Origin of the sequence: Pollutimonas nitritireducens (assembly GCF_002849615.1) — a bacterium.
GTDB classification, from domain to species: domain Bacteria; phylum Pseudomonadota; class Gammaproteobacteria; order Burkholderiales; family Burkholderiaceae_B; genus Pollutimonas; species Pollutimonas nitritireducens.
In genome coordinates, this window is sequence record NZ_PDNV01000002.1 from 270,549 (window position 1) to 282,901 (window position 12,353).

9 protein-coding genes and 2 tRNA genes are annotated in these 12,353 nt (G+C 56.0%); 3 read left to right on the forward strand and 8 right to left on the reverse strand.

What is annotated here, in order from left to right:
- Nucleotides 1-51: 51 nt before the first annotated feature.
- From CR155_RS03690 to CR155_RS03705, 4 genes are all read right to left on the reverse strand, one after another.
- Nucleotides 52-894, reverse strand: a complete 843-nt coding sequence (locus CR155_RS03690) for a TrmB family transcriptional regulator (protein WP_158238234.1) — start codon at nt 892-894, stop codon at nt 52-54.
- Nucleotides 895-1,117: 223 nt separating this feature from the next.
- Nucleotides 1,118-2,620 (reverse strand): tripartite tricarboxylate transporter permease, encoded by a 1,503-nt coding sequence (locus tag CR155_RS03695; RefSeq protein ID WP_102068642.1) that lies wholly within the window; start codon nt 2,618-2,620, stop codon nt 1,118-1,120.
- Between the two features lie 9 nt (nt 2,621-2,629).
- Nucleotides 2,630-3,097 (reverse strand): tripartite tricarboxylate transporter TctB family protein, encoded by a 468-nt coding sequence (locus CR155_RS03700; protein WP_102068643.1) that lies wholly within the window; start codon nt 3,095-3,097, stop codon nt 2,630-2,632.
- A gap of 20 nt (nt 3,098-3,117) precedes the next feature.
- Nucleotides 3,118-4,104, reverse strand: a complete 987-nt coding sequence (locus CR155_RS03705) for a Bug family tripartite tricarboxylate transporter substrate binding protein (protein WP_102068644.1) — start codon at nt 4,102-4,104, stop codon at nt 3,118-3,120.
- A 529-nt stretch (nt 4,105-4,633) separates the two neighbouring features.
- On the opposite strand from CR155_RS03705, the gene CR155_RS20640 reads away from it, so the two are divergent.
- Entirely contained in the window at nt 4,634-5,164 is a 531-nt protein-coding gene (locus CR155_RS20640) for a hypothetical protein (RefSeq protein ID WP_143705175.1), read from the forward strand.
- Here CR155_RS20640 and CR155_RS20645 read toward each other — a convergent pair.
- The 3 genes from CR155_RS20645 to CR155_RS20735 all read right to left on the reverse strand — a co-directional run bounded on the left by CR155_RS20645 (nt 5,098) and on the right by CR155_RS20735 (nt 6,215).
- The gene (locus CR155_RS20645; protein ID WP_143705176.1) at nt 5,098-5,688 is read right to left on the reverse strand and encodes a DDE-type integrase/transposase/recombinase; all 591 of its coding nucleotides are present in this window, start codon (nt 5,686-5,688) and stop codon (nt 5,098-5,100) included. The genes CR155_RS20640 and CR155_RS20645 overlap by 67 nt on opposite strands.
- 350 nt (nt 5,689-6,038) lie before the next feature.
- Nucleotides 6,039-6,112, reverse strand: a tRNA-Arg gene (locus tag CR155_RS03725).
- Nucleotides 6,113-6,118: 6 nt separating this feature from the next.
- Nucleotides 6,119-6,215 (reverse strand) — tRNA-Arg (locus CR155_RS20735).
- 189 nt (nt 6,216-6,404) lie between these two features.
- Between CR155_RS20735 and CR155_RS03730 the strand changes: the two genes are divergently transcribed.
- Nucleotides 6,405-7,709, forward strand: coding sequence for a phospholipase A (locus CR155_RS03730; RefSeq protein WP_102068648.1), 1,305 nt, complete (start codon nt 6,405-6,407; stop codon nt 7,707-7,709).
- Between the two features lie 17 nt (nt 7,710-7,726).
- Here CR155_RS03730 and CR155_RS03735 read toward each other — a convergent pair whose 3' ends face one another.
- Complete coding sequence (locus CR155_RS03735) at nt 7,727-8,683, reverse strand: LysR family transcriptional regulator (protein WP_102068649.1); 957 nt, start codon at nt 8,681-8,683, stop codon at nt 7,727-7,729.
- A 99-nt stretch (nt 8,684-8,782) separates the two neighbouring features.
- On the opposite strand from CR155_RS03735, the gene CR155_RS03740 reads away from it, so the two are divergent.
- Nucleotides 8,783-12,352 carry an indolepyruvate ferredoxin oxidoreductase family protein gene (locus CR155_RS03740; RefSeq protein WP_102068798.1) on the forward strand — a complete coding sequence of 1,190 codons (3,570 nt, stop codon included), beginning with the start codon at nt 8,783-8,785 and terminating at the stop codon, nt 12,350-12,352.
- Nucleotide 12,353: the final 1 nt, after the last annotated feature.

Here is a 12,353-nt window from a genome sequence, read left to right on the forward strand (position 1 = left end):
CCTGCCATCCGTCATCATTGCGACGACGGATGGCGTTGTGTTACAGGAGGATTACCGTTCCAAGCCGGTATTCTCATAAAATGAATCTATTTGGTCCGGTGTGTAGGCGTCGAGCCTTAATCGAGCCAGATAACGGCCGAACTCTGCCGTTATCTGGTCTCCGAACTTCTGAAAGATCTCGGCCATATAATAATCGTGCCGTATCAGTGACGACGCCATGGTGACGATGGCAGGGCTTCGGGTACGGGCACCAACATACTGATCGGAAGCGTTCACGGTAATCATTTCGTTGAAGTCGATAACAATCGTGAAAAGGTTGTCTGCCTTCCCCATTCGTGTCCCATCATTTTCGTGAATGTAAACACGGCAGTTTTCGCTAAACTCGAACTCGGATTTATCTCTCCCGAACAGCACAATCATCACGCGCATGCCCTTCTTACGTGCAGCTTTTTTTAGCGCTGCTGCATGGTTTCGCAGGACGCTGTCAGACGCCTTAATCCAAATCGACGTTGTGGCCGAGCCGAGAAGTTTGTTTATTTCGTCAGCAGTACTTTCTTCACCGCGGAGAACCCAGACATACTGGTTCTCTACCTTTGGCGCGAGTCGCTCTAGGTTTGTCGCTGCGCGATTACAGGTGACCGCTGTCTGGGAGGCGAGCGATTCGAGCATGCTTCTTGGGTTCGCAGCCACATAGCATGTCGGATTCTCTGTAACGGGCAAGACGGCGCCCTTGCGTGCGAGCACTCCGAGCGCGCTATATGTGTTAGAGCGAGGAACCCCCGATGCCTTTGAGATTTCATAGGCCGTTTTTGGGACGCCAGCGGCCAACAACGTCTCAAGGTAGATCTTGGCTTCATACTCTGTGAAGCCTAAGGACTTTAAATCAGCAATCATATTATTATCACTAGCCAGCATCGGGCTGCTGGAGTCTTGCGATCCGCGCAAATTTTACCTCTCTGAGCTCTACGGTAGTATCCGGAGAGAATACTATAAATCTAAAGCCGTATTACTGATTGTACTTGTCAGTGGTGATTTTCGCCTTATCTTATTGGAAAGGGCTTATTGTTGAGAGCGGCCGACCCTGTGGACCGCTCTCTAGTTGGCTTCGCGTGAAGGCTTACCCAGCCAAAGCAGGCTGTCGTTCCCCTCGTTCTCGCCGGTACCGCTTTATTAGCGGCACCAGGAATGACAAGACAGCGGCAAGCAGCAAGATAAGGCTGATCGGGCTGAGGAAGAAAATCGTGTGACTCCCGTCGGCCACCACAAGCGCCCTGCGGTAATTGGACTCCGCCATTGGAACCAGGACGAGTGCGAGAACAATCGGTGCGGTCGGAACATCTACTTTACGAAGAATATACCCAATGATGCCGAAGATAAGCGTCACGTACACGGGAAACATCGAATTTGTAGAAGAGTAAGCACCAACGATCGATATTCCGATCACGATCGCCGCTAGAAGAGACTGAGGCACCTCGACAACTTTCACCCACAGCTTGGCTCCCATCAAGCCCACAACCACCATGAGTGGTACGCCGATAAGCAGAGAAGCAAAGATCGAATAAGGAATCTCTGGGTTGCTAATAAAAAGCATAGGCCCGGGTTGTATGCCCTGGATCATTAGCGCACCAATCAAGACAGCGGCAGTGGCGGAGCCTGGGACACCTAACGCCAGTAAAGGAGCGAGGGACCCCGAAACAGCAGCGTTATTAGCGGCTTCGGAGGCCGCGACACCGGCTGGATTACCTTCCCCGAATGCCGGCAGGGCAGCTCCGTTTCGTCCCTTGGCATGGCCGTAAGCAATCAAAGAAGCGATTGTTGCGCCAGCACCCGGAATAACACCTATAAAGTACCCGATGCCGGAGCTACGCAGGATGGTACCGAGCAACGGCCGATAGCGCGAAAGATGGAGAGACCATACGTTTCCAATGCTCACCTTCAACGTTCTCGCAGCAGAACCCTCTAACATATATAGTGCTTCAGAGACCGCGTATAAGCCAAGGAGCATAGGTACTAACGGAATCCCTTCGAAGAAATCCGGAGTGGCCGCAAATCTGGGAATTCCCGTGACGGGATCCATGCCGATTACTGCTATACCGATTCCCAGAAAAAGCGCAAGTAATCCGCGTAGCACGGAGCTCCCGCCGAGGCTCGTCACCAAGCTTAAGCCGAACAATGCAAGAGCGAAGTACTCTGGCGGTCCGAACCTCAAAGCAAACTCCGAGAGCGGTACTGCGGTGCCGATCAACAGAACGGCGCTCAGAAAGGCTCCAATCCCTGAACTTATAATGGACACATGCAGCGCCCACCCCGCCTCGCCATTCTTGGCCATTGGGTAACCGTCCCAGGCTGTCGCAACTGCGGCAGCGGTGCCGGGTGTATTCAGTAGTACCGCGGTTATTGCCCCTGCGTATTCGGCGGCCATATAGAGGCCAATTAGGCCCACCATCGCTACGACAGGATCAACGCCGTACGTGAACGGCACCAGGAGCGCTACGCCCAAGCTTGGTCCTAAACCGGGCATCGCGCCTATCACATAGCCAATCAGTGTGCCACCAAACAGGGCAAGCAAGACATATGGACTGAGTACCAATCCAAATCCTGTAATAAGACTCTCTATCAAAGCCAACTCCTAGGGAAACTCGATGTCCAGCAGGAAAGAGAAGCACAGGTGCACAAATACCACGAAGCCAACAGCAGCCGAAACCAGCATGAGGGGGCGTCGCTCGCCGCCGGCGAACATGATAAGAGGCACTACGACGCCGGAAGCGAAGTAAAACCCCATGCGGGGCATAGCTTCCACCCATAGGATAGTAAACAAAAGTGCAGCGAATACCCCGAGCGGCTTTCGTATAGCGACAGGTGGCATGTAGTTGGATTTCTGTCGAAACGCATGTACGATCAAGCCCAAACCAGTCAAAATTCCGCCGGCGGAAGCGATAAGCGGAACTCGAGCAGGGCCGACCTCTGCGTTATTAAATGGATCGGGAAAAGCCATGCTTAGCCATGCCATCCAGACAAAGCAGCATAGACTAATAATTGCTACGGCGACCAACATGGCCCGTCCGTTCAAAAGCAATGTTGGTGGCGCTCTGTCCATTGATTCGGTCGTTACCGGTTTCACTGAGTGATCCCCAATTTGGTTAGCCACTGTTGCGTTGCTTTCGCTGTCTCGTCGATGAACTGCGGGTACTCGTCGGGACCGAGATTTCCTGATTCCAAGGCAGAACGTTTCATATACTCTTTAAATCGTGGTGTTTCCATGGCCTTAAAGAAGCCGTCGGCGAGTTTCTCTTGGATATCCATAGGGATGTCTTTCGGACCGTACAATCCTCGTATCTGCTTCCAGGAGGTATCGACGTCGTAGCCCGCCTCTGCGTAAGTCGGGACGTCAGGCAAGCTGCTCACTCGGTTCTCATTCATCACCGCAAGGATTCTTATGCGTCCTGCAGATACGAAGGCAAGCGTACCGCCTGGGTTAATACTGACAGCGTCTATATGCTTTCCTAACACTGCAGTCGCTGCGTCACCCGAGCCCGGATAACTCACCCAAGTGATGGGCATACCGGCTTTCTCGGCGAGAATTTGCACTGCGATGTTATGGGACGCACCCACCGCACCATAACCACCAATCTTCACTCGCTCACCTCCTTTTGCAGCCTCAACCAGGTCCTTGAGAGACTTATAAGGGCTGTCAACGTGAACGGCGAGAATATAAGGGTCGATCTGATTGAGCATAATCCATGAAAAGTCTTTTGGGGTGTAGGTTCCTTTTAAATTCGTCAGCATTGCTGTAACGTGTGACCCTGTATTCACCCCTACGGTATAGCCATCCGGCTCCGCCGAATTGATGAATGACATCTGAGTAGCACCGCTACCGCCCGGCCTATTAACAACAACGACCGGTTTGCCAAAAATTGGAGCTGCTGCCAAAGCGAGCTCTCGCGCAAACAGATCCGTGGAAGAGCCTGCGGCCGTATGAGCGACAATGGTAATGGGCTTAGTTGGAAAGTTTTGCGCCAGTGCAGTGAACGGCAAAAGCGCTACGCAGCCTGCAAATACGGCCAACGCGCTAACCCGCTGCAGCCCTTTTTTAAGATATTTCATATAAACGTTGTCCCCTTTCTGTGCGGTCCTTCTCGCATTTGCAGTACGGTCGCCCCAACCTTTGAGGCTGTGAATCACAGTATTGAGTAAAGCCGCTATACATTAAATTGGCTCGTGCCGCGTTGAAGTTGCAACGATGAAAGTCTAACTACAGCGCTCCGGCCAGCCCATAGCCAAGCCTAGAATACACAACGGTTGCTGCGATTACAACCACTATAAAATACATAAAAACCCTTGGTTCGTACGTTGTTAGACCACCGAAAAGACGGGTTTCTCCGTCAAGTAGGCTGCGGTAACAGGCGAGATGTGTTTCGCGTGCCCATCCATCCTGGCGCAGCGTCTGTGAGTGCAAGCGTGATGTGTCGCACATTTGGCATGCCCGCCACCATACCGGCGATCGCATTGCTTACCGGCTTCTTATCAGCAGCGTACGCAGCAGAAACAAAGGGCCTGGCCAACTCAGATACCGCGCGGACAACGTCGAGTGCTGGACTGGGGTTGAACATAGAACCGATCGCACTTATCAGTGATGTCAACAGGCGACTCAACAAGCAAGGCGGCGATCATTTCCGGACGCTCCGAGCAAAGCAAAACGATTTCCCGCTTTAACCCCTTCCTAATCTCATCGGGCGAATTGGCAGCGGCACGCGACCATGGCATTTTTTGGCATACGCGCGCACGGTTCGAGTCGCTGCTATCGGGCACCCACGATCGCATCGCATCACGGCACGCCGATGGCGAACTCCAGACGCTGGTCGGTTCGGGCGAAGAGCCCATACTGCGCACGGTCAATGAAGCGCTCATTGCCATCATGACCGCCGACTTGCCGCTGCCAGTAATCGTCAAGCTAGTTGTCGCTCGGTGGAACGGATTCATGCAACCTGCCTTACGACCTCAGAAAGGGGCTGGCATGGCGTGGCTGTACTTTCGGGATTCAGATGAACGACGGCCACCCGGGACCAGTCGCGAACGGCGCCGCTCCACCGCTCGGGCCTACGCGCTTCGCTCACAGATGTCCTGGACTACTTCGCTAGCCAGCGTGCTGCTCTCGGTGTTGTAAATCTGCCAGCCTACGATTTTCCGGCTAAACAGATCCATGAATAGATACAGATAAAAGTAAACGCCTTTGCTGCGGGTGGGCAGATAAGTGATATCCCAGCTAAACAGTTGGTTTGGTCCGCTCGCCCGCGGCGTACGTGGTTTGGTGCGCGCCTGCGACGGACGCTCGGCACCGCGATGCTTAAGCTGGTTTGCCGCCTTGAGCACGCGGTAAAAGGTTGACTCACTCGCAATGTACTGACCCTGGTCGGCCAGGATGGGAACAATCTGGCTGGGCGGCAGATCGCCGAACTCCTTGGAGTTGGCCACGGCCAGCACGCGTTGGCGCTCAAGCGCACTCAGCTTGTTGATGGGTGCCTGCACCCGTTGCGGGCGCCCGTCGCCCACAGCCGGAGCCAGCCTCCAGCGCTGCAGCGTGCGCGCGCTCAAGGATATGGTCTGACAGGCGCGCGCTTGGCGAGCCCCCGCCACAACTGCTTGATCCACCAGGGCTACGATCTGGACGCGCTGTACGAATGAGGTCATTTGTCCTCGTCCTCCCACAGCGCCTGGTACTTTTTTTCAGTATCACCAACGCCGCCGCCTCGGCCAAGGCCTTTTCTTTGCGAGCCAATTCCCGCTTGAGCTTGGTGTTTTCAGCTTTAGCGCGCGGCTCTCAGCAACCGCCGGCGACTCCGCCGTTGAGCAAAAAGCGGCGCGCCCTGCGGGCTTGTCCAATTTAGATTTATTTTCTTGGCAATCCAGATAAGTGACATGCGAAGGAAAAGCTGGCCTACGCCTTGTAAGGGCGGAGCTCCGCCAGTGTTGGACACTCCTAAGCGGATACCCCCTTGAACCCGCTGCTCGCGACGAGCGCTTTCATAAGGGGTGAAATGTGCGACGTAGAGGGATCGAACCTCTGACCCCGGGCTTAGAAGGCCCGTGCTCTATCCAACTGAGCTAACGTCGCATTGACTGGACACAAGTCGATTGTAATATGCAACCACATCGACCTTAAATAAGAACCCCCGACCCCGGGCTTAGAAGGCCCGTGCTCTATCCAGCTGAGCTACTGCCGCATTGTGCAAAACCATATTGGAGCGCAATTTTAGCGCGTTGCAACAGAAAGCGGAAAAACGTCACATAACGGGCACTTACAGTATTCGTAACTATTTCACCACACGCTTACATTGGGTAGCGTTGATAACAATCCCAAATGCTACAGTTTCCCGGGTATCAATAAGAAACCCAGATAACCTCCCATGAAATTTACGTACTCATCGCTGAAAAGCAGCCTATGCGCCACGGCGCTTGCAAGCAGCGCGCTCCTCGTTTTCCCCGCCAGTGCCGGCCTTAGCTACAAGCTGGATCGTCCCCAGGCCCTGCCGGGAGATACGATTAATATCGACGGTCTGCTTTTCAACGATACGGCAACAGCCATCACGTGGAACGCTCCCAGGCAATTGGTCATCCAGTGGCGCAATCAGGAAGGAAAAGCAATCCGCAGCCTGGCATACCTGTCCCAAGGCGAGCAGGCGACAGTTCCCGTCAACAACTTTGTGAAGTTCACATGGCGCGCTGTGGTGCCTACCGGCGTTCAGGGCTTGCAGGCCGTCAATATTGAAGGCGAGACCACCTTGCTTGCGCTGGACACCAGCCCGCTTGAAAACAGTACCATTTCAGGCACGCCCGCCGTCGGCCCTGTCGTCGATGCAGGCGCGGCTACCGGTTCACAAGGACACGACCCTGCCCTGCCCGAGAATGTGGTGGCCACAACCGGGGCGTCCATATCCCAGGGCCCGGCCGTTACGACGGCGCAGCAACCCCCGGCACGAGCCACTGGCTTAGCGAGGTATACCAGTGCCATTTCAGCCTACGAACCCATCTATTTCGACGTGGGGAATAAGGGTGGGCGAAATGCGCGCTATCAGGTCAGTTTCAAGTACCGCCTGTTCACGCCGAACGATGCGAATAATCCCGAATTCGAAGATCATTTCTTCCTTGGTTACACTCAGACGGCACTATGGGACTTGCACTCGGATTCCAGTCCTTTTGTCGACACCTCGTTCAAGCCCAGCCTTTTCTGGCGCAAGGATGCGATATGGCAATCACCTGAAAAAAACGTTTTTCTTGGTCTAGCCAGCGGAATCGAGCATGAATCCAATGGAAAGGGCGAGGAAGATTCGCGCTCACTCAATTTTGCCTATATACAGCCCGAATTCAATTATCGTTTCGGAGGCGGAAGCACGCTTACTTTTGCACCCCGCGTCAAGACCTACTTTTCTACCGGAAACAGAAACTCAGACTACTCCGACTATGCTGGTCATGTCGATTGGAAATTGCGATGGGCGCAGGATAACGGCCTGGTATTGTCAGCCTTGCACCGCCATGGCGACGGAGGTCGCACGACAAATCAGCTGGAAGCGGCATGGCCGTTGAAACGTACCGTCCTGAACATGAACGGCTACCTGCATGTGCAGTATTTCAAGGGCTACGGCGAGACGCTGCTCGGCTACAACCATAAAAGCGAGCCCCAGGTCCGTGTCGGTATTTCGCTGATTCCATAAAGAAAGGTGCCGCCCGCTCAACGAATGCGCGCGGCGGTTCTCTGAACCGGCGCCGAAGATGTTCCACTCTCGGTCTCGCAGGCGTGAATCAAAAACTGCCTGAATACGTCGACGAGTCCGGAAGGCTGCCGGGTGCTGGGCCATAGCAGGCCAACATCCATGGGCGCAAGCGAATCGCTGACCGGGATGGCCATGATTTTCTTTCCTTCCAGGGACCACGGCCTGTACACCAAGTCGGACAATATCGAAATCCCAAAGCCGTAGGCGACCAGGCCTCGCAGGGCTTCCAGCGAACTGGTGCGCATCGCTATGTTGAGGGCGGCCCCCGCCGGCCCCCAGTGCCGCATGGCCGCGGCTTCCGCATCATCGACAGTCAGCAATATATAAGGACAGCGTTCAACGTCGGAGAGACTGACGATCGCTTGCCGCGCAAGCGGATGGCTGGCCGCCATCCAGACCCGGCGGCGCGAGCGGACAAGAAGGTGATGCCCATAGCGCTGCGGCATCTCGATATTCGACAGCAGCGCCACGCCCAAGTCTATTGTGCTATCGGCCAACGCCCGTTCGAGCGCAGGCCTGTCCATATCAATCAGATCAATTTCGACCTGCGGGTAACTGCGCTTGAAACGGCTGAGCAAGTCAGGCAGGAAGTAACCCAGCACCGTATACGTAGCCGCCAGGCGTATGGTGCCGGTCGCGGTTTGTGGAAGCAGGCTGGCATGGCGCATGGCATCGTTGACCGAATCCATGACGTGCCGCGCATGATGAAAGAAAACCTGCCCTTCGGCGGTCAATATTACGCCATGAGGCAAGCGGTCGAACAGCCGCACCTTCAGTTGTTTTTCAAGGCTTTGTACGGCACTGGTGATCGCGGACTGGGACACGTGTTCAGACAGGGCGGCAGCGGAAAACTGTCCGGTGGTGGCAGCGGCAATAAAGTAACGGAATTGCCTTAACGTGACGTGGTCCTTCATCTATTTTTCCAATACCTGTTAGCTGAAAAATTGATTTTACGATATCAAGATAAGCTCATACACTGGAAAGACAACATGATTCCTACTGGAGACAACCTGGTGAACGCTCCTCTCGATCCGGCTTTGCTTTCGGCACTGGCCACGGTATCTCTCGACGACAAGTACACGCTGGAACACGGCCGGGCCTATATGAGCGGCACCCAGGCGCTGGTACGGCTGCCCATGCTGCAAAAAGCGCGCGACCGACTGGCGGGCCTTAACACTGCCGGTTTCATATCGGGCTATCGGGGCTCTCCCCTTGGGGCGCTGGATCAGGCCCTATGGAAAGCCAAGAAGCATCTCGCCGACAACGAGATTGTGTTCCAGCCCGGATTGAATGAGGACCTGGCGGCCACGTCGATATGGGGAACCCAGCAGGTCACCCTTTATCCGGATGCCACCCACGAGGGCGTATTCGGCATGTGGTACGGCAAGGGGCCGGGCGTGGACCGCTCCATGGACGTCTTCAAGCACGCGAACTCGGCGGGAACGGCCCGCCACGGCGGGGTGCTGGTCCTGGCCGGCGATGACCATGGCGCCAAATCGTCCACCGTCGCGCATCAATCGGAACATGCATTCCAGGCCGCGGGCATACCGGTACTGTATCCGTCCAATGTTCAGGAATACTTGGATTACGGTTTGCACGGCTGGGCCATGAGCCGCTACTCGGGTCTCTGGGTGGCCATGAAGTGCGTCACCGAGGTCGTCGAATCGACGGCATCGGTCGACATCGATCCCGATCGCGCACGCATTGTCATTCCCGACGATTTCCTGCTGCCGCCGGACGGCTTGAGCATTCGATGGCCCGATCCACCGCTGGTCCAGGAAGCACGGCTGATCGACTACAAATGGTATGCCGCCATCGCCTATACGCGTGCCAACAAGCTGAATCGTATTGTCATTGACTCTCCCCGCGCACGTTTTGGCATCATGACCGCCGGCAAGGCCTATCTGGACACGCGCCAGGCTTTGGCCGATCTCGGGTTGGACGAAACCACGTGTGCCCGCATCGGCATCCGCTTGATGAAAGTCGGCTGCGTCTGGCCGCTGAATGCCCAGGATGCGCGCGAATTCGCCACAGGACTGGAAGAAATACTGGTCATTGAAGAAAAGCGCCAGATACTGGAATATGCGCTGAAAGAAGAACTCTATAACTGGCGCGACGATGTCCGACCTCGGGTTTTCGGCAAATTTGATGAAAAAGACAATGCCGGGGGTGAATGGTCTGTACCGCGCGGGCACTGGCTATTGCCGGCTGCCGCCGAGCTGTCTCCGGCACTCATCGCCAGGGCCATAGCCCGGCGCCTCGAAAAGGCCGACCTTCCCGCGGAAGTTCAAAGCCGCATTGCCGCACGCATAGCCATCATCGACGCCAAAGACCGGGAACTGCGCAAACCCGTTATCACCACCGAACGCAAACCTTGGTTCTGTTCCGGCTGCCCGCACAATACGTCGACCAATGTGCCCGAAGGTTCGCGTGCGCTGGCCGGCATAGGCTGCCACTACATGTCCATCTGGATGGACCGCAAGACCGAGACCTTCAGCCACATGGGCGGCGAAGGCGCGGCATGGATAGGCCAGAAATCGTTCACCAACGAGAAACACGTATTCGCCAACCTGGGCGATGGCACCTATTTCCATTCCGGCGTGCTTGCAATCCGGGCTTCGATCGCCGCCAATTCCAATATCACCTACAAGATTCTGTACAACGATGCGGTTGCCATGACGGGCGGCCAGCCAGTCGACGGCATACTCAAGGTCACGGACGTCATTGCGCAAGTCCACGCCGAGGGTGCCAAGAAAGTCGTGGTAGTCACCGACGAGCCGCAAAAGTATAAAGGCGTCGCGCTGACCGGTAATCCGCCGGTCTATCACCGCGACGAACTCGATCGTGTGCAGCGCGAACTGCGTGACATCGAAGGCACCACCGTACTGGTGTATGACCAGACCTGTGCCACCGAGAAAAGACGTCGCCGTAAACGCGGTGCGTATCCCGACCCGGCACGTCGCGTATTCATCAATGATGCCGTCTGTGAAGGCTGCGGCGACTGTTCTGTGAAATCCAACTGCCTGTCGGTCGAACCGCTGCATACGCCGGTGGGCGTGAAACGCAAGATCAATCAGTCGTCATGCAATAAAGATTACTCCTGTGTCAACGGCTTCTGCCCCAGCTTCATCACCGCTGAAGGCGCACAGGTCAAAAAGCCGGCGCTGAACCGGGAAGCCTTCGATGCGCCAGCCGCGCTTCTCGCCGGCCTGCCGCTGCCCGTGCTGCCTGCGATTCAAAACAGCTACGGCATACTGGTCACCGGAATAGGCGGCACGGGCGTCGTCACCATAGGCGGCTTGCTGGGCATGGCGGCACACCTGGAAAGAAAAGGCGTAACCGTGCTGGACATGGCAGGTCTGGCACAAAAAGGCGGCGCCGTGCTGAGCCATGTCCAAATTGCCGCGCAACCCGCCGACCTGCATGCCACCCGCATTGCCACCGGCGAGGCCCGACTGATCATCGGCTGCGATGCGATCGTGACGACCTCGGCCGATGTCTTGTCCAAAGCCCAGAAAAATGTGACGCATGCCGCGGTGAACAGCGCCCCTATTCCCACCGCCGACATCATTCATAACGCAAAGTGGCAATATCCGGCAGCGGCGGCAGCCGATGACTTGACCGAAGCGATCGGTAAAAACTGCGAGTTTTTAAATGCCAATGCCCTGGCCACCAAACTGCTGGGCGACGCCATCTATGCGAACCCGCTGCTGCTGGGCTATTCGTGGCAAAAGGGCTGGATACCGTTATCGTACGAAAGTCTCACACGCGCCATCGAGCTCAATGGCGTCATGGTAGAGAAAAACCAGTCCGCCTTCGAATGGGGCCGCGCGGCTGCCCACCACGGCCCGGAGGCGATTGCGCCAGAACGGGATACCAAGGATGCCGCGGCCACCGTGATTGCCATGCCTGAAACACTGGCCGGCATAATCGAGCGCAACACGCAGTGGCTGACGCAGTATCAAGACGCAGACTACGCTGCCCGTTATGTCAATGCCATCGACCGGATACAAAAAAAAGAAGCCTCACTGGCCTCAGCCAGTACTTTGCGTCTGACACGCGCGGTCGCGACCAACCTGGCTAAGCTGATGGCGTACAAAGATGAGTACGAAGTTGCCCGGCTCTATGTGGACCCAGCCTTCGCCGACAAGTTGCGGACCCAGTTCGAAGGCGAACCCGGGCGCGATTATCAGCTGCATTTCCATCTGGCGCCGCCGCTGTTTTCCAGACGCAACGACAAGGGTGAGCTCGTCAAGAAAAAGTTCGGTCCCTGGGTGATGTCGGTCTTTAAGATACTCGCGGCGCTCAGGGGGCTGCGGGGCACGGCGTTCGACGTATTCGGCAAGACGGCCGAGCGTCGCCAAGAACGCCAGCTGGTACGCGAATACCTCGAATTGATCGATGAACTAGCGGGTAGCCTGACGGAGCAGAACCTGGCCGTCGCTATTGAACTGGCCAACCTTCCCGATGATATTCGCGGCTTCGGACACGTGAAGGAAAAAAGTGTGCTGGCCGCCCAGACACGGCGCGGTGAACTGTTGAATGGCTTGCGGACGGCGGTTCCGCTGGGGCGCGCGGCCTGAC

Bases quoted from the DNA above. Each gene is read 5' to 3' on its own strand.
- CR155_RS03690 (WP_158238234.1), bottom strand. From the start codon at position 894: ATGATTGCTGATTTAAAGTCCTTAGGCTTCACAGAGTATGAAGCCAAG.
- CR155_RS03700 (WP_102068643.1), bottom strand. From the start codon at position 3,097: ATGGACAGAGCGCCACCAACATTGCTTTTGAACGGACGGGCCATGTTG.
- CR155_RS03705 (WP_102068644.1), bottom strand. From the start codon at position 4,104: ATGAAATATCTTAAAAAAGGGCTGCAGCGGGTTAGCGCGTTGGCCGTA.
- CR155_RS20640 (WP_143705175.1), top strand. From the start codon at position 4,634: ATGTCAACAGGCGACTCAACAAGCAAGGCGGCGATCATTTCCGGACGC.
- CR155_RS20645 (WP_143705176.1), bottom strand. From the start codon at position 5,688: ATGACCTCATTCGTACAGCGCGTCCAGATCGTAGCCCTGGTGGATCAA.
- CR155_RS03730 (WP_102068648.1), top strand. From the start codon at position 6,405: ATGAAATTTACGTACTCATCGCTGAAAAGCAGCCTATGCGCCACGGCG.
- CR155_RS03735 (WP_102068649.1), bottom strand. From the start codon at position 8,683: ATGAAGGACCACGTCACGTTAAGGCAATTCCGTTACTTTATTGCCGCT.